We start from the raw sequence: 16,839 nt of genomic DNA on the forward strand, positions 1-16,839 counted from the left end.
TCCCTGGGGGAGCGGGTTTACCCGCGAATGCGATGGTGGGCTCACTGCCGCCTTCGCGGGTGAACCCGCTCCCACAGGGTTCTGTGTTTCTTTCTCATAAGGTTTACACCGTGCACTCCACCGACGTGATCATCCTCGGCGCCGGCGCCGCCGGCCTGATGTGCGCCCAGCTCAGCGCCCGCCGTGGCCGCCGGGTACTGGTGCTCGACCACGCCAACAAACCGGGCAAGAAGATCCTCATGTCCGGCGGCGGCCGCTGCAACTTCACCAACATGTATACCGAGCCAGCCAACTTCCTCTCGCAGAACGCACACTTCTGCAAGTCGGCCCTGGCCCGCTACACCCAGTGGGACTTCATCGAGCTGGTGTGCAAGCACGGCGTGGCCTACCACGAGAAGAAGCTCGGCCAGCTGTTCTGCGACAACAAGGCCAGCGACATCCTCGACATGCTGCTGGCCGAATGCGACGAGGCCGGTGCCGAGATCCGCATGCACACCAGCATCGAACAGATCGAAAAGACCGAAAGCGGCTACCTGCTGCAGACCAGCGGCGGCCAGTTCGCCTGCCAGTCGCTGGTGATCGCCACCGGCGGCCTGTCGATCCCGACCCTGGGCGCCACCGGCTTCGGCTACCAGGTGGCCCGCCAGTTCGGCCACACCTTGCTGCCGACCCGCGCCGGGCTGGTACCCTTCACCATCACCGAGCCCCAGCTCAAGGCACTGTGCACCGAGTTGTCCGGCACCTCGCTGGATTGCACCGCCAGCTGCAACGGCACCAGCTTCCGCGAAAACCTGCTGTTCACCCACCGCGGCCTGAGCGGCCCGGCGATCTTGCAGATTTCGTCGTTCTGGGAAGCCGGTGACACGGTCGAGATCAACCTGCTGCCCGACCGCGATGCACTGACCTGGCTGCAACAGATGCAGGCCGAACGCGCCAACGCCGAGCTGAAGACCGTGCTGGGCGAGGTGTTTACCCGCAAGCTGGCCAACCTGCTGGCCGAGCAGTGGTTCGAGTCCCGGCCCATGAAGCAGTACACCCCGGCGGAACTGGCACAGATCGCCGAGAAGCTGGCGAACTGGCAAGTGGTGCCGGCCGGCACCGAGGGCTACCGTACCGCCGAAGTGACCCTGGGCGGCGTGGACACACGCGAGGTGTCGTCCAAGACCATGGAATCGCTGAAGAGCCCCGGCTTGTACTTCATCGGTGAAGTGCTGGATGTGACCGGCCACCTGGGTGGTTTCAATTTCCAGTGGGCCTGGGCATCGGCCAACGCCGCAGCGCAGTTCGTGTAGAGTAGAATCCATTCAGCAGCACGGAACGCTTCTTGCTGGCCGTGCTGCAATGCATTCATTCGCTCACTGCCTAGCAGGCCATCATGTCATCGAGCTCGTTCCGTCAGTCACTGCGTCGCCTGTGGGGCCAAGACAAGTTCAGCTACAGCATCCGGGTGACCATCGCCCTCACCGGCAGCCTGGCCCTGTGCTGGTACCAGAACGAGATGGCCCTGCTGATTCCACTGTTCCTCGGCATCATCGCCAGCGCCCTGGCCGAAACCGATGACAGCTGGCAGGGCCGCCTCAGCGCCCTGGCCGTTACCCTGGTGTGTTTTGCCATCGCCGCGCTGGCGGTCGAGTTGCTGTTCCCCTACCCCTGGATCTTCGTCATCGCCCTGGCCTTGGCTGCCTTCGGCCTGACCATGCTCGGCGCCCTGGGCGAGCGCTATGGCGCCATCGCTTCGGCGACCTTGATCACGGCGGTGTACACCATGATCGGCGTGGACCAGCGCGGCGGCCAGGTCACCGACTTCTGGCACGAACCGCTGCTGCTGGTGGCGGGTGCGGCCTGGTACGGGCTGCTGTCGGTACTGTGGCAGGCGCTGTTTTCCAACCAGCCGGTGCAGCAGAGCCTGGCCAAGCTGTTCTTCGAGCTGGGCAGCTACCTCAAGCTCAAGGCCAGCCTGTTCGAACCCATCCGCACCCTTGACGTAGAAGCCCGGCGTCTGGAGCTGGCCCAGCAGAACGGCAAGGTGGTGGCAGCGCTGAACGCGGCCAAGGAAATCATCCTGCACCGGGTGGGCAACAGCCAGCCCAACTCCAAGGTCAGCCGCTACCTCAAGCTGTACTTCCTGGCCCAGGACATCCATGAACGGGTCAGTGCTTCGCACTATCCCTACAACGCCCTGACCGAGGCTTTTTTCCACAGCGACGTGATGTTCCGCTGCCAGCGTCTGCTGCGAAAACAAGGCTCGTCCTGCCAGGAGCTGGCCCGCTCGATCCGCCTGCGTCAGCCGTTCGTGCTGGCCAGCGGCTATCCCGAAGCCCTCGAAGACCTCAACGCCTCGCTGGAGCACCTGCGCATCCAGAGCAACCCGGCCTGGCGCGGCCTGTTGCGTTCGCTGCGAGCGCTGGCTGCCAACCTGGCGACGCTGGACCGCCTGCTCAGCGCCGCCAGCAACCCGGACAGCCTGGCCGACGCCAGCGACAGTAGCCTGCTCGACCGCTCACCACGCTCACTGAAGGACGTGTGGACCCGCCTGCGCACTCAGCTGACACCGACCTCGCTGCTGTTCCGCCATGCCCTGCGCCTGCCGCTGGCGCTGTCGATCGGCTATGGCATGGTGCACCTGATCCACCCGACCCAGGGTTACTGGATCATCCTCACCACACTGTTCGTGTGCCAGCCCAACTACGGTGCGACCCGGCGCAAGCTGGTGCAGCGGGTAGTCGGCACCGCCGTCGGCCTGACGGTGGGCTGGGCGTTGTTCGACCTGTTCCCCAGCCCGCTCATCCAGTCGTTGTTCGCCGTGGTCGCCGGGGTGGTGTTCTTCGTCAACCGCACCACCCGCTACACCTTGGCCACGGCTGCGATCACCCTGATGGTGCTGTTCTGCTTCAACCAGATCGGCGATGGCTATGGGCTGTTCCTGCCGCGCCTGTTCGATACCCTGGTCGGCAGCCTGATCGCCATCCTCGCGGTGTTCCTGTTCCTCCCCGACTGGCAGGGGCGGCGGCTGAACAAGGCGCTGGCCAATACCCTGGCCTGCGCCAGCGTATACCTGCGCCAGATCATGCAGCAGTATGCCCATGGCAAGCGCGACGACCTGGCCTACCGCCTGGCCCGGCGCAATGCCCACAACGCCGACGCGGCGCTGTCCACCACCCTGGCCAACATGCTGATGGAGCCGGGGCATTTCCGGAAGGAGGCCGACGTCGGCTTCCGCTTCCTGGTGCTGTCGCACACCTTGCTCAGCTACCTCTCGGGGCTGGGCGCACACCGCGACACGGCTTTGCCGGCGGAGGTGCAGGAGCAGTTGATCGAAGGCGCCGGGCAAAGCCTGGCCCGCAGCCTGGACGAGATTGCCAATGGCCTGGCGGCGCGGCTGCCGGTGGCGATTCACAGTGATGCCGAAGAGGCGCTGGCCAATGCCCTGGAGCAGATGCCGGAGGAGCTGGACGAGCATCAGCGGTTGGTGCAGACGCAGTTGGCGTTGATCTGCCGACAGTTGGGGCCGTTGCGGACCTTGGCTGCACACCTGATCAAGGAAGGTGCGCCGGCCTGAGTTGTACTATCGCCTGTGCCGGCCTCTTCGCGGGTAAACCCGCTCCCACAGGTATCTCACAGGACTTGAGGCTTGTGGTGTTCCTGTGGGAGCGGGTTCACCCGCGAAGAGGCCGGCACAGGCTGTAGAAATCAGAAGCCATACTGGCGCAGCAACCGCGCAAAACTGCCATCCGCCTTCATTGCCGCAATCGCCTGCTCGAACCGCTCGACGATCCGCTCATGCTCCGGGTGCTTCAGGCTGACCAGGATATGCAAGGTGTTCTCTCCCAGCGGCGGCTCAACCAGCATCACCCCGTCGCGTACCTCCGGCAGCTCGCGTTGCAAGTTGTAACGGGCCACATACTCGTCCTCCACTGCCAGGTTCACCCGCCCTGCCGCCAGCATGCGTACCGCAGAGGAAAAGTTGCGCACCGGCACCTTGTGCAGGCGGGTGTCGCGGTCGAACTCGGGGGAATAGGCGTAATCCCGCACCACGGCGATGCTATAGGGATACAAGTCCGACAGGCTCTTGTAGCGGAACGCCTCGCCCTTGCGCTGCAGCAAGCGAATGCGGTTAGTCAGGTAGGCCGTGGAAAACTGCCCGATGCGGGCGCGCGAGTCGTTGTACCAGGCGTTGATCAGCACGTCATAGCGCCCTTCACTCACCCCCAGCAACGCCCGCGCCCAAGGCACTTCTTCGAACCCACTGGTGTAGCCGGCCCTGGCCAGCGCCGTGGTGACGATGCTGGTCGCCAGGCCGCCGCCCGGCATGCTGGCATCGGTAAACGGCGGCCAGCTGTCCGCCACCAAGCGCAACTTGTCCTGAGCCAGAACAGGTGTTGCCAGCATCAATGCCAGAAATCCCAGAACACAAAGCAGTGGCCGCATGCTCACGTCCTTTCGCAATGGAGGGGCACACACTGCCGATGAGATTACACAAAGCCATTGCCGAGGGCAGCGGCCAATAGTGTCATTTTGCCTCTATTTTGGCCGCGATCGTAGATTGCTCACGGATACCCCAGCACTTCGCGAATCTGCCGCAGGTGCTGGATGATCCACTGCTTGTCGATCGCCCCCCAGTCATGAATGCGGTAATGCCCGGCGTGGTTACGCGCGCCTTCCTGCTGTTCGAACTCGCAGACGATATCCAGGTCGGCCAGCGCCGCAATGGTGTCCTGGGCGGTACGCCGGGGCATACCGGTGGCCTCCATCAGGGCGGGCACGCTGGTCGCGGTCTGGCTGTCGATCAGCCAGGCTACGTACAGGCGGCGGTAGAAGCTGCTCTTGGTCTTGCTCACTTCCATGCTGCGTGGTCCTTAACAGTTGCCCGGCAGCTCCCGATAGGTCAGGTAGACGCGCAGGTCGAATTCCAGTTGGTGATAGTCCGGCTCCATGTGCTGGCAGAGCTGGTAGAACGCCTTGTTGTGCTCGCGCTCGCGCAGGTGTGCCAGTTCGTGCACCACGATCATGCGCAAGAACTGCGGCGCGGCCTCCTTGAACAGCGAGGCAATGCGGATTTCCTTTTTTGCCTTGAGCTTGCCGCCCTGCACCCTTGATACCGCCGTGTTCAGGCCCAGGGCCCGATGGGTCAGGTCGAGACGATTGTCGAACAGTACCTTGTCCAGGTTTGGTGCGCTGCGCAGGTATTGCTGGCGCAAATCCTGGGCATAGCCGTACAACGCCTTGTCGCTCTGCACGTCATGGCGGTCAGGGTAGCGGCGCTGCAGGTACTCGCCCAGGCGGCCGCTGTCGATCATCTGCCGCACTTGCTGCTGAAGGTGCGGGGGGTAGGCTTGCAAGTAACGTAATACGTTCATGGCGCTGCATTCGGTGTAACGAACGCCGATTCTAGCCAATCATGGCCCTGGCCAGGAGAAAATCGCCGGGAAGGCACTGGCATCCGTAGCGGTCATCGGGTGAGCCACCAGGAAGCCCTGCACGTACTCACAGCCATTGGCCTTGAGCCAGGCCGCCTGGGCCGAGGTTTCCACGCCCTCGGCGATCACCGTGATACGGTAGTCGGCGCACAGGCTGATAACGCTGCGCACCAACGCCGCATCCACCGCCGAGTCGGGCAAGCGCGCCACCAGGTGGCGGTCGAGCTTGAGGGTATCGATCGGCAGGTCGCGCAACATGCGCAGCGAACAGTCACCGGCACCAAAATCATCCAGCGCCACCCGCACGCCCAGCTCGCGCAAACGGTGAATCTGTTTCACGGCCGCATCGATGTTGTACATCAGCGAGGTTTCCGCCACTTCCACTTCCAGCTGCGCCGGGTCCAGCTGGTAAAGCTGGATGACCCGATGCAGTTCGTCGACCAGGTTGGGCATGACGAACTGCGCGCGGCTCAGGCTGATACCCAGCACCAGTTCCGCCGGAAAACGCTGGCACCAGGCCTGGCGCTGGGCCGCGCCCTGGCGGTAGATCCAGCTGGCCAGGCGGTTGATCAGGCGCGCCTCTTCCAGCAACGGGATGAACAGCCCCGGCGGTACGTCGCCGACACTGGGATGCTGCCAGCGCAACAAAGCCTCGAAGCCACGCAGGCGGCCATCGTTGAAGCCAACCTGCGGCTGGTAAACCAACGTGAAGTCTTGCTGCTCGACAGCCGTGCGTACGCTGTCTTCAAGCATCAGCCGCGAACGTGCCCGGCCGTTGAGCTCCTGATCGTAGAAGCGATACTGCTGGCGCCCGGCCTGCTTGGCCGCGTACATCGCCGCATCGGCCGCACGCAGCAGGCCTTCGACATTGGCCCCGCAGTCCGGATAGGTGGCGATGCCGATGCTCACCCCAAGGCTCACATCCAGCCCTTCCACCTGGTGGCTGATGGAAATGCGTTCCAGCAACCGCTCGGCATAGCGCCCGGCCTGCTCCGGATAAGGCAGGCCGTCGAACAGCGCGGTGAACTCATCGCCGCCCATGCGCGCCAGCAGCGCTTCACTGCCCAGGCAATCCTTGAGCTGTTCGGCCACCCAGTGCAGCACCCGGTCACCCGCGTCGTGGCCGAGCGAGTCGTTGATGCGCTTGAAGCCATCCAGGTCCATGTACATCAGTGCCTGTGCCTTGTCCGAGCGCTCGTTGCGCAGCAACGCACCTTCGGCGGCCTGGTAGAAGCCGCGGCGGTTGAGCAGGCCGGTGAGCGGGTCGGTGACGGCCTGGTATTCCAGCTGCTGGTGCAGGCTGCGCACCGCCGACATGTCCAGTACGGTGACCACCATGGCCTGCTGGTCGGCCGGCAGCGGCGCGCAGGACAACGCCACCGGCACCAGCTCGCCGCCCTGGGTGCGCAGCTGGGCATCGTGCACACGGAAGATGCGCCGCCCCAGATAGGCCTGGTAGAAGTCCGACTCATTCCACAGGCTGGTACTGGTCAGTTGCACCAGGTCAAGCAGATGGGCGCCCTGCAACTGCTGCACCGACGCTGACAACAAACGGGAAATGGCCGGGTTGGCAAAGCTGATGACGCCTTGGGCATCCACCACCAGAATGCCCTCGGCGGCGTTCTCCAGGATTGAGGCATTGAACGCCCTGGCTGCTTCCAGCTCGCGGGTCAGGCGCTGCAGCATGCGGCGGTTGCGCTGCTGGTCGAGCAGGGCCTGGACCTTGGGCTTGAGGATTTGCGGGTCGAACGGTTTGAACATGTAGTCCACCGCGCCGCTGGCGTAGCCTTTGAGCACGGCCGCTTCGGACTGTTCGTTGGCGGTGAGGAAAATGATCGGGGTCAGCCGGGTGCGCTGGCTGCCGCGCATCAGCCGGGCGACTTCGAAGCCGTCCATCTCCGGCATCTGTACATCCAGCAAAACCAGGTCGACATCGTGTTCGAGCAACGCGCTCAGGGCTTCCATTCCTGAGTTTGCCGTCAATACTTGCCAATCCTGACGGGCCAGCAATGCCCGCATGCTGATGAGGTTTTCGGGGTAATCGTCTACCACCAGAAGAACCGAGTTGCCATCCAGTGGCTGAGGGTGAGGGTGAGCGCCATCCATGCTGCTTCTCTATTTTGTGACCGACTTCAAGATACGCTTGGATCCACTTGTACTCTAGACCTGAGCGGGTAACACGCAATGCAATCAGAACGCTATCAATGCCTCAACTGTACGGTAGCCGACTAACGGTCGGTTTGCCGGGAATATGTGCCGCCCTCTTCGCGGGTAAACCCGTTCCCACAGGTTCATCACTGTTTTCCAGGCCAGTGAGTACCCTGTGGGAGCGGGTTTACCCGCGAAGAGGCCGGCACAGGCGGAAGGTTCCATCACCCGAAAATGAAAAAACCCGCATCGCTGCGGGCTTTTTCATTCATGCCAGAAGATCAGTTGACCTTGGCGGCCAGCTCACCTTTCAGGTAGCGCTGGTACATGCCTTCCAGGGAGATCGGCTTGATCTTCGAGGCATTGCCAGCAGTGCCGAAGGCTTCGTAACGGGCGATGCACACGTCACGCATGGCCTTGACGGTTTCACCGAAGAACTTGCGCGGGTCGAACTCGCTCGGGTTCTGCGCCATCAGGCGGCGCATGGCACCGGTGGAAGCCAGGCGCAGGTCGGTGTCGATGTTGACCTTGCGCACGCCGTACTTGATACCTTCGACGATTTCTTCGACCGGTACACCATAGGTTTCCTTGATGTCGCCGCCGTACTGGTTGATGATCGCCAGCCACTCTTGCGGTACCGAGGACGAACCGTGCATCACCAGGTGGGTGTTGGGGATGCGCTTGTGGATTTCCTTGATGCGGTCGATGGCCAGCACGTCACCGGTTGGTGGCTTGGTGAACTTGTAGGCACCGTGGCTGGTACCGATGGCGATCGCCAAGGCATCGACCTGGGTCTTCTTGACGAAGTCGGCGGCTTCTTCCGGGTCGGTCAGCATCTGGCTGTGGTCCAGCACGCCTTCGGCGCCGATACCGTCTTCTTCACCGGCCATGCCGGTTTCCAGCGAACCCAGGCAACCCAGTTCGCCTTCTACCGAAACGCCACAGGCATGTGCCATGGCAACGGTCTGCTGGGTAACGCGGACGTTGTACTCGTAGTCGGTTGGAGTCTTGCCGTCTTCACCCAGCGAGCCGTCCATCATGACCGAGCTGAAGCCCAGCTGAATCGAGCGCTGGCAAACGTCAGGGCTGGTGCCGTGGTCCTGGTGCATGCACACCGGGATATGCGGGAACTCTTCGATGGCAGCCAGGATCAGGTGGCGCAGGAACGGAGCACCGGCGTATTTGCGGGCACCGGCCGAAGCCTGGACGATCACCGGGGAGTCGGTCTTGTCGGCCGCTTCCATGATGGCGCGCATCTGCTCGAGGTTGTTGACGTTGAAAGCTGGTACGCCGTAACCGAACTCGGCGGCGTGGTCCAGCATCTGGCGCATGCTAATGAGTGCCATTGTGTATCTCTCTCCCGACAAGCGTCGTTTGTTTCGTGCAAGCCTGCCGCAGGGGCGGTTGCTGTTCAAGTAGTGTGGGCCACCCTCGCGGCCCGGCCAGTCACGGTGCCTTGCAGCCCCGCCCAATCAGATCGTTGGTTGCCACCCAGTACACCAGGCCTTCTTCGCCTTTGGTGTGAAAGGCCAGCATGCCATCGCTGTACAGCGCACCCGATGCCCCCGGCTCGGCCTTGAGCCGGTAGACCTGGTCGCCGCCACCAAGGCGCACATCGACCTGGTCGCGCTGCGCATCGGCGAAACGCCATAGCACTTCAGCCTGGGTGTCGCAGACCCAACGGGTCCAGTCGTCTGCCGGGGCGGGTTGCGCCGGCTGCAGCAGTGAGCATCCTGCCAGTGTCGCCAGGGCCGTCACGGCCAAAAGCGCTTTCATTACATATCCTCTAGATGACCACGCAGCGTCCGCTTGGTTGCCTGGCCCGACGAAATGTCGAGATCAAGGGCAACCCGGCGCCTTGCGCTGGTGGTCTTCGTCGTACTTTTCCAGGCCCTCCGGGCCCACGCGCTTGCTGATGACCGGCACGGTCTCGGCCTGCCACTCGGACTGGTAGCAACCGCCCTTGGGCGGCTGCGCCGGATCGGCATCCGAAGCCGGGCTGCCGGCGCAGGCGCTCAGCAGACCAGCCAGCATCATCACAGGCAATTGCTTGACCATCAGGCCACTCCCTTTGCCAAGCGCCGACGTCATCAGGCCTTGGCCCGCTCTTCCAGGATTGCCACGGCTGGCAGGACCTTGCCCTCGACAAACTCGAGGAAAGCGCCACCACCGGTAGAAATGTAGGAGATATCGGCGCCAACGCCATATTTGTCGATGGCTGCCAGGGTGTCACCGCCGCCGGCGATGGAGAACGCAGCACTGTCGGCGATGGCCTTGGCCAGCACCTTGGTGCCGTTGCCGAACTGGTCGAACTCGAACACGCCAACCGGGCCGTTCCACAGGATGGTCTTCGACGACTTCAGCAGCTCGGCGAAGTTGGCTGCGGTTTGCGGGCCGATGTCCAGGATCATGTCGTCAGCGGCAACGTCGGCAATGGCCTTGACGGTAGCTTCGGCGCTCTCGGCGAACTCCTTGGCAACCACCACGTCGACCGGCAGAGGTACGCTGACCTTGGCGGCGATGGCCTTGGCGGTGTCGACCAGGTCAGGCTCGTACAGCGACTTGCCCACCGGGTGGCCGGCTGCAGCCAGGAAGGTGTTGGCGATGCCGCCACCGACGATCAGCTGGTCGCAGACCGAGCTCAGGCTGTTCAGCACGTCCAGCTTGGTGGAGACCTTGGAGCCGGCAACGATGGCCGCCATCGGCTTGGCCGGGGCCTTCAGGGCCTTGCCCAGGGCATCCAGCTCGGCTGCCAGCAGCGGGCCGGCAGCGGCGACCTTGGCAAACTTGGCAACGCCATGGGTCGAACCTTCGGCACGGTGTGCAGTACCGAAAGCGTCCATGACGAACACGTCGCACAGGGCGGCGTATTTCTGCGCCAGTTCGTCGGCGTTCTTCTTCTCGCCCTTGTTGAAGCGCACGTTCTCGAACAGCACCAGGTCACCAGCCTTGACCTCGACACCGTCGAGGTAGTCGGCAACCAGCGGCACGTCGCGGCCCAGGGCCTTGCTCAGGTAGTCAGCGACCGGCTTGAGGCTGTTCTCGGCAGAGAACTCACCCTCGGTCGGGCGACCCAGGTGCGAGCAGACCATTACCGCCGCGCCCTTCTCCAGGGCCAGCTTGATGGTCGGCAGCGCTGCCAGGATACGCGCGTCGCTGGCTACCACACCGTCCTTCACAGGCACGTTGAGGTCTTCGCGGATCAGTACGCGCTTACCTTGCAGGTCGAGGTCGGTCATCTTCAACACGGTCATGAATGCAGTCCTTCAGGGCTGTTTGTTGCGGGTTGGGTGAACGACGTGCAGATAGTGTTCGGCAACGTCGAGCATACGGTTGGCAAACCCCCATTCGTTGTCGAACCAGGCCAGCAGGTTCACCAGGCGGGGGCCGGAAACACGGGTCTGGCTGGCATCGACGATCGCCGAATGCGGGTCATGGTTGAAATCACAGCTGGCATGCGGCAACTCGGTGTAGGCCAGCAAGCCTTTCAGCGGGCCTTCCAGCGCCGCCTCGCGCAGCACCCGGTTGACTTCGGCCGCGCTGGTATCGCGGGCGGTCTGCAGGGTGATGTCCAGGCACGAGACGTTGACGGTCGGTACGCGTACCGCTTTGGCCTGGATTCGCCCGGCAAGTTCCGGAAGCAGGCGCTCGATGCCACGCGCCAGCCCCGTGGACACCGGGATCACCGACTGGAAGGCCGAACGCGTGCGGCGCAGGTCTTCGTGGTGGTAGGCGTCGATCACCGGCTGGTCGTTCATCGCCGAGTGGATGGTGGTGATCTGCACGTATTCGATGCCGAACGCCTGGTCCAGCACACGCAGCAGCGGCACGCCGCAGTTGGTGGTGCACGAGGCATTGGACACCAGGCGCTCGCTGCCCGTCAGGCAGGCCTGGTTGACACCGTAGACCACCGTGGCATCGACGTCGGCCTCGCTGGCCATCGGCTGCGAGAACAGCACCCGCGGCGCGCCGGCATCGAGGAAGCGCTGGCCATCGGCGCGGGTGTGGTAGGCGCCGGAGCACTCCAGCACCAGGTCGATGTCCAGGGCAGCCCAGTCGATGCCTTCGGGGGTGGCACTGCGCATCACCTTCACGCAGTCGCCATTGATATGCAGACAGTCGCCGTCGACCTTCACCTCACCGGGGAAGCGCCCGTGGGTGGAGTCGAAGCGTGTCAGGTATTCCAGGCTGGCCTGGTCGGCCAGGTCGTTCAGCGCAACGATCTCGAAACCGGCCTTTGCCCCCCGCTCGAACAGCGCGCGCAGGACACAGCGGCCGATACGGCCATAACCGTTGAGTGCAACTTTGTAGGGACGCAGGTGGGACATTCGTTGGCTCGCTAACGCATGATGGCTGTTGGGGCCGCGTTGCGGCCCATCGCGGCACAAGGCCGCTCCTACAAGGGGCTGCATGCGCAATACCCTGTAGGAGCGGCCTTGTGTCGCGATGGAGGGCGAAGCCCTCCCCCTTGCACGACCTGGAGGGCGTCACTGCCCTCCATATTTACATCAGTCTTCCAGCAGCTCTTCGGCAGTACCGAGGATGTTCTCCACGGTGAAACCGAACTCTTCGAACAGGGCCGAAGCCGGCGCCGACTCACCATAGGTGGTCATGCCGATGACGCGGCCTTCCAGACCGACGTACTTGTACCAGAAGTCGGCGTGGGCGGCTTCGATGGCGATGCGCGCCCCCACTTCCAGCGGCAGAACCGACTGCTTGTAGGCCGCGTCCTGGGCATCGAACACGCTGGTGCATGGCATGGAAACCACGCGCACCTTGCGGCCTTGCTCGGTCAGCTTGGCGTGCGCCTGTACAGCCAGGCCCACTTCGGAACCGGTAGCGATCAGGATCAGCTCAGGCTCGCCGGCGCAGTCCTTGAGCACGTAGCCGCCGCGGCTGATGTCAGCGATCTGCTGGGCGTCGCGGTCCTGGTGCTGCAGGTTCTGGCGCGAGAAGATCAGCGCCGAAGGGCCGTCCTTGCGCTCCAGGGCGTTTTTCCAGGACACGGCGGATTCCACCGCGTCGGCCGGGCGCCAGGTGTCCAGGTTCGGCGTGCTGCGCAGGCTGGTCAGCTGCTCGATCGGCTGGTGAGTCGGGCCGTCTTCGCCCAGGCCGATGGAGTCGTGGGTGTAGACGTGGATCACGCGCTGCTTCATCAGCGCCGACATGCGCACGGCGTTGCGGGCGTATTCCATGAACATCAGGAAGGTTGCGCCGTAAGGTACCAGGCCACCGTGCAGGGCAACGCCGTTCATGATGGCGGTCATGCCGAACTCGCGCACGCCGTAGAACACGTAGTTGCCGCTGGCGTCGTTGGCTTCGACACCCTTGCAGCCCTTCCACAGGGTCAGGTTGGAACCGGCCAGGTCAGCCGAACCGCCGAGGAACTCCGGCAGCAGCGGGCCGAAGGCGTTCAGGGCGTTCTGGCTGGCCTTGCGGCTGGCAATGGTTTCGCCCTTGGCGGCCACTTCGTTGATGTAGGCCTGGGCCTTGGCGCTGAAGTCGGCCGGCAGCTCGCCGCTGGCACGGCGCTTGAACTCGGCAGCCAGCTCCGGGTAGGCCTTGGCGTAGGCGTCGAAACGCTGGTTCCACTCGGCTTCGGCCTTGGCACCGGCAGCCTTGGCGTCCCACTCGGCGTAGATCTCGGCCGGGATCTCGAACGGGCCATGGTTCCAGTTCAGTTCCTTGCGGGCCAGGGCGATTTCGTCGTTGCCCAGCGGTGCGCCGTGGCAGTCTTCCTTGCCCTGCTTGTTCGGCGAGCCGAAACCGATGATGGTCTTGCAGCAGATCAGGGTCGGACGATCGCTCTTGCGGGCGGTCTCGATGGCGGTCTTGATCTCGTCGGCGTCATGGCCGTCGACGTTGCGGATCACCTGCCAGTTGTACGCCTCGAAGCGCGCCGGGGTGTTGTCGGTGAACCAGCCGTGCACTTCGCCGTCGATGGAAATGCCGTTGTCGTCGTAGAAGGCGATCAGCTTGTTCAGGCCCAGGGTGCCAGCCAGCGAGGCAACTTCGTGGGAGATACCTTCCATCATGCAGCCATCGCCGAGGAACACGTAGGTGTTGTGGTCGACGATGGTGTGGCCGTCACGGTTGAACTGGGCCGCCAGCACTTTTTCGGCCAGGGCGAAGCCCACGGCGTTGGCGATACCCTGGCCGAGCGGGCCGGTAGTGGTCTCGACGCCTGGGGTGTAGCCGTATTCCGGGTGGCCCGGGGTGCGGCTGTGCAGCTGGCGGAAGCCTTTGAGGTCATCGATGGTGACGTCGTAGCCGGTCAGGTGCAGCAGCGAGTAGATCAGCATCGAACCGTGGCCGTTGGACAGCACGAAGCGGTCACGGTCGGCGAAATCCGGGTTGCTCGGGTTGTGCTTCAGATAGTCGCGCCAAAGCACTTCGGCGATATCCGCCATGCCCATGGGGGCACCTGGGTGGCCGCTGTTGGCCTTTTGCACGGCATCCATGCTGAGGGCACGAATGGCGTTGGCACGTTCACGACGGCTGGGCATCGCTGATCTCCTGGGGGGCTTGAATAGGTGGTGTCACGAAAAAAGGCGGCCATTTTCGCCCACTGGGGGGGCTTGGGGCAATGACGTATGGTCGCAGTCGGGGGATTTTCCTCTGATTGGCACTCATTTCGGGGCAAAATCTGGAAATCGGTGCCGGCTTCTTCGCGGGTGAACCCGCTCCCACAGGGTCGCACCAAGCCTGAGGGCAGTGCTGAACCTGTGGGAGCGGGTTCACCCGCGAAGAGGCCAGAAAGGGCAACCCCGCACTCCGCCCATCAGTCAATATCAAAACTTTTTGATATTGACCTTGCTAGGGCAATGATACCTGCCTAGACTGCCGCACCATGAACCTCCGTGCGCAATCGATCCCCGAGCAACGCGAAGCATTGGCTGCCCTGTGCAAAGCCAGTGGCGACGAGTTGCGCCTGAACGTGTTGCGCGCCCTGGCCAACGACTCGTTCGGCGTGCTGGAGCTGGCGCAGATCTTCGACGTGGGCCAGTCGGGCATGAGCCACCACTTGAAGGTGCTGGCCCAGGCCGAGCTGGTGGCGACCCGCCGCGAGGGCAATGCCATCTTCTACCGCCGCGCCCTGCCCGACAGCCTGCGCCTGGGCGGCCGGCTGCATGCGGCGCTGCTCGAAGAGGTGGATGACCTGACCCTGCCGCCTGACGTGCAGGCGCGCATCGCCCAGGTGCAGCAACGCCGCGCGGCCACCAGCCAGGACTTCTTCCTGCGCGTGGAAGAGAAGTTCCGTGCCCAGCAAGACCTGATCGCCGGCCTGCCGCAGTACCGCGAAAGCCTGCTGGCGTTGCTCGACAAACTGAATTTCGACCCGGCCGCCAGCGCCCTGGAGGTCGGCCCCGGCGACGGCGGCTTCCTCCCCGACCTGGCCCGGCGCTTCGCCCAGGTCACCGCCCTGGACAACAGCCCGACCATGCTCGAACTGGCGCGTCAGGTGTGCCAGCGCGAGGGGCTCGACAACGTGAACCTGCAGTTGGCCGATGCACTGGGTGCAACGGATGTGGCCGCCGACTGCGTTGTGCTGAACATGGTGCTGCACCATTTCAGCGACCCGGCCCTGGCCTTGCGCCAGCTGGCCAAACGGGTGAAGGCAGGCGGCAGCCTGCTGGTCACCGAACTGTGCAGCCATGACCAGGGGTGGGCGCGGGAAGCCTGCGGCGACCTCTGGCTGGGCTTTGAACAGGACGACCTGGCCCGTTGGGCCAACGCTGCCGGGCTGGTCCCCGGGGACAGCCTGTACGTGGGCTTGCGTAACGGTTTCCAGATCCAGGTCCGCCATTTCCAGCGGACGGCTGGCGACATACACCATCGGTAAATTTCAGGAACCTTCGAGATGAGCGAATACTCCCTTTTCACCTCCGAGTCCGTGTCCGAAGGGCATCCGGACAAGATCGCCGACCAGATTTCGGACGCTGTCCTTGATGCCATCATCGCCCAGGACAAATACGCCCGCGTAGCCTGCGAAACCCTGGTCAAGACCGGTGTCGCCATCATCGCCGGCGAAGTCACCACCTCCGCCTGGGTCGACCTGGAAGAGTTGGTGCGCAAGGTCATCATCGACATCGGCTACAACAGCTCCGACGTCGGCTTCGACGGCGCCACCTGCGCCGTGATGAACATCATCGGCAAGCAGTCGGTGGACATCGCCCAGGGCGTCGACCGCTCCCGCCCGGAAGACCAGGGTGCCGGTGACCAGGGCCTGATGTTCGGCTACGCCAGCAACGAAACCGACGTGCTGATGCCGGCACCGATCTGCTTCTCGCACCGTCTGGTCGAGCGCCAGGCCGAAGCGCGCAAATCGAAACTGCTGCCATGGCTGCGCCCGGACGCCAAGTCGCAGGTCACCTGCCGTTACGAAAATGGCAAGGTGGTCGGCATCGACGCCGTGGTGCTGTCGACCCAGCACAACCCAGAGGTTTCGCAGAAAGACCTGCAGGAAGCCGTGATGGAGTTGATCGTCAAGCACACCCTGCCTGCCGAACTGCTGCACAAGGGCACCCAGTACCACATCAACCCGACCGGCAACTTCATCATCGGTGGCCCGGTGGGTGACTGCGGCCTGACCGGGCGCAAGATCATCGTCGACTCCTACGGTGGCATGGCCCGCCATGGTGGTGGCGCGTTCTCCGGCAAGGACCCGTCCAAGGTCGACCGCTCCGCCGCCTACGCCGGCCGCTACGTGGCCAAGAACATCGTCGCCGCCGGCCTGGCCGAGCGTTGCGAGATCCAGGTGTCGTACGCCATCGGCGTGGCCCAGCCGACCTCCATCTCGATCAACACCTTCGGTACCGGCAAGGTCTCCGACGACAAGATCGTCCAGTTGGTGCGCGAGTGCTTCGACCTGCGCCCGTACGCCATCACCACCATGCTCGACCTGCTGCACCCGATGTATCAGGAAACCGCTGCCTACGGCCACTTCGGCCGTACCCCGCAGCAGAAGACGGTCGGCGACGACACCTTCACCACCTTCACCTGGGAGCGCACCGACCGCGCCCAGTCGCTGCGTGACGCTGCCGGTCTGTAAGTTTCCTGCAGCGCCGGACGAAAGCCCCTGCCGAGCAATCGGCAGGGGCTTTTTTGTGTTTGCCGGCTCAGCGGCAAGGCCGGGCTCGACGGATTCAGGATCGACAGGCACAGCATCGAGCAATGAATTTTTACCAATTTGCCTGCAGGAAAAACCCGAGATTCAGCCGGAAAGCCCCAACAAGGGTTTCTAAATGGGCAAAACCAAGGCAGGATTTCCCCC

The 16,839-nt window shown here is 63.7% G+C and carries 14 protein-coding genes; 4 read left to right on the forward strand and 10 right to left on the reverse strand.

The features are described from left to right. Positions 1 to 110: 110 nt before the first annotated feature. Together MKK04_RS24105 and yccS are read left to right on the forward strand one after the other, a co-directional pair. Positions 111 to 1,292: an NAD(P)/FAD-dependent oxidoreductase gene (locus MKK04_RS24105; protein WP_207828583.1), complete on the forward strand. Its 1,182-nt coding sequence runs from the start codon at positions 111 to 113 to the stop codon at positions 1,290 to 1,292. 83 nt (positions 1,293 to 1,375) lie between these two features. After that, the gene (gene yccS / locus MKK04_RS24110; protein ID WP_207828580.1) at positions 1,376 to 3,559 is read left to right on the forward strand and encodes a YccS family putative transporter; all 2,184 of its coding nucleotides are present in this window, start codon (positions 1,376 to 1,378) and stop codon (positions 3,557 to 3,559) included. Positions 3,560 to 3,690: 131 nt separating this feature from the next. On the opposite strand, the gene MKK04_RS24115 is transcribed toward yccS, so the two are convergent. From MKK04_RS24115 to tkt, 10 genes are all read right to left on the reverse strand, one after another. Further along, positions 3,691 to 4,428, reverse strand: a complete 738-nt coding sequence (locus tag MKK04_RS24115; RefSeq protein WP_207828577.1) for a substrate-binding periplasmic protein — start codon at positions 4,426 to 4,428, stop codon at positions 3,691 to 3,693. 119 nt (positions 4,429 to 4,547) lie between these two features. Further along, positions 4,548 to 4,844: a winged helix-turn-helix domain-containing protein gene (locus tag MKK04_RS24120; protein WP_016395304.1), complete on the reverse strand. Its 297-nt coding sequence runs from the start codon at positions 4,842 to 4,844 to the stop codon at positions 4,548 to 4,550. 12 nt (positions 4,845 to 4,856) lie between these two features. Then, the gene (locus MKK04_RS24125) at positions 4,857 to 5,357 is read right to left on the reverse strand and encodes a M48 metallopeptidase family protein (RefSeq protein ID WP_207828575.1); all 501 of its coding nucleotides are present in this window, start codon (positions 5,355 to 5,357) and stop codon (positions 4,857 to 4,859) included. Between the two features lie 39 nt (positions 5,358 to 5,396). After that, complete coding sequence (locus MKK04_RS24130; protein WP_233694667.1) at positions 5,397 to 7,523, reverse strand: putative bifunctional diguanylate cyclase/phosphodiesterase; 2,127 nt, start codon at positions 7,521 to 7,523, stop codon at positions 5,397 to 5,399. A gap of 323 nt (positions 7,524 to 7,846) precedes the next feature. Then, complete coding sequence (gene fba, locus MKK04_RS24135) at positions 7,847 to 8,911, reverse strand: class II fructose-bisphosphate aldolase (protein ID WP_016712383.1); 1,065 nt, start codon at positions 8,909 to 8,911, stop codon at positions 7,847 to 7,849. A 100-nt stretch (positions 8,912 to 9,011) separates the two neighbouring features. After that, a complete protein-coding gene (locus tag MKK04_RS24140; RefSeq protein WP_063911976.1) occupies positions 9,012 to 9,341 on the reverse strand; it encodes an MliC family protein in 330 nt (109 codons plus the stop codon). A gap of 63 nt (positions 9,342 to 9,404) precedes the next feature. After that, positions 9,405 to 9,656: a hypothetical protein gene (locus MKK04_RS24145; RefSeq protein WP_025340881.1), complete on the reverse strand. Its 252-nt coding sequence runs from the start codon at positions 9,654 to 9,656 to the stop codon at positions 9,405 to 9,407. After that, positions 9,656 to 10,819 carry a phosphoglycerate kinase gene (locus MKK04_RS24150; protein ID WP_024087831.1) on the reverse strand — a complete coding sequence of 388 codons (1,164 nt, stop codon included), beginning with the start codon at positions 10,817 to 10,819 and terminating at the stop codon, positions 9,656 to 9,658. The genes MKK04_RS24145 and MKK04_RS24150 overlap by 1 nt, the downstream gene beginning before the upstream one ends. A 12-nt stretch (positions 10,820 to 10,831) precedes the next feature. Then, on the reverse strand, positions 10,832 to 11,893 hold the full coding sequence (epd, locus tag MKK04_RS24155) for an erythrose-4-phosphate dehydrogenase (protein ID WP_207828569.1): 1,062 nt from the start codon (positions 11,891 to 11,893) through the stop codon (positions 10,832 to 10,834). Between the two features lie 180 nt (positions 11,894 to 12,073). Then, complete coding sequence (gene tkt / locus MKK04_RS24160; RefSeq protein ID WP_207828567.1) at positions 12,074 to 14,071, reverse strand: transketolase; 1,998 nt, start codon at positions 14,069 to 14,071, stop codon at positions 12,074 to 12,076. 344 nt (positions 14,072 to 14,415) lie between these two features. On the opposite strand from tkt, the gene MKK04_RS24165 reads away from it, so the two are divergent. Together MKK04_RS24165 and metK are read left to right on the forward strand one after the other, a co-directional pair. Beyond that, positions 14,416 to 15,408 carry an ArsR/SmtB family transcription factor gene (locus MKK04_RS24165; RefSeq protein WP_207828564.1) on the forward strand — a complete coding sequence of 331 codons (993 nt, stop codon included), beginning with the start codon at positions 14,416 to 14,418 and terminating at the stop codon, positions 15,406 to 15,408. Between the two features lie 18 nt (positions 15,409 to 15,426). Continuing rightward, entirely contained in the window at positions 15,427 to 16,617 is a 1,191-nt protein-coding gene (gene metK / locus MKK04_RS24170) for a methionine adenosyltransferase (protein WP_063911980.1), read from the forward strand. The last annotated feature ends 222 nt before the right edge of the window (positions 16,618 to 16,839 follow it).

It is taken from the genome of Pseudomonas sp. LS.1a, assembly GCF_022533585.1.
Classification (GTDB): Bacteria; Pseudomonadota; Gammaproteobacteria; order Pseudomonadales; family Pseudomonadaceae; genus Aquipseudomonas.

Coding starts and splice junctions, on each gene's coding strand:
- yccS (WP_207828580.1), top strand. CDS start 1,376: ATGTCATCGAGCTCGTTCCGTCAGTCACTGCGTCGCCTGTGGGGCCAA.
- MKK04_RS24115 (WP_207828577.1), bottom strand. CDS start 4,428: ATGCGGCCACTGCTTTGTGTTCTGGGATTTCTGGCATTGATGCTGGCA.
- MKK04_RS24120 (WP_016395304.1), bottom strand. CDS start 4,844: ATGGAAGTGAGCAAGACCAAGAGCAGCTTCTACCGCCGCCTGTACGTA.
- MKK04_RS24125 (WP_207828575.1), bottom strand. CDS start 5,357: ATGAACGTATTACGTTACTTGCAAGCCTACCCCCCGCACCTTCAGCAG.
- MKK04_RS24130 (WP_233694667.1), bottom strand. CDS start 7,523: ATGGATGGCGCTCACCCTCACCCTCAGCCACTGGATGGCAACTCGGTT.
- fba (WP_016712383.1), bottom strand. CDS start 8,911: ATGGCACTCATTAGCATGCGCCAGATGCTGGACCACGCCGCCGAGTTC.
- MKK04_RS24140 (WP_063911976.1), bottom strand. CDS start 9,341: ATGAAAGCGCTTTTGGCCGTGACGGCCCTGGCGACACTGGCAGGATGC.
- MKK04_RS24145 (WP_025340881.1), bottom strand. CDS start 9,656: ATGACGTCGGCGCTTGGCAAAGGGAGTGGCCTGATGGTCAAGCAATTG.
- MKK04_RS24150 (WP_024087831.1), bottom strand. CDS start 10,819: ATGACCGTGTTGAAGATGACCGACCTCGACCTGCAAGGTAAGCGCGTA.
- epd (WP_207828569.1), bottom strand. CDS start 11,893: ATGTCCCACCTGCGTCCCTACAAAGTTGCACTCAACGGTTATGGCCGT.
- tkt (WP_207828567.1), bottom strand. CDS start 14,071: ATGCCCAGCCGTCGTGAACGTGCCAACGCCATTCGTGCCCTCAGCATG.
- MKK04_RS24165 (WP_207828564.1), top strand. CDS start 14,416: ATGAACCTCCGTGCGCAATCGATCCCCGAGCAACGCGAAGCATTGGCT.
- metK (WP_063911980.1), top strand. CDS start 15,427: ATGAGCGAATACTCCCTTTTCACCTCCGAGTCCGTGTCCGAAGGGCAT.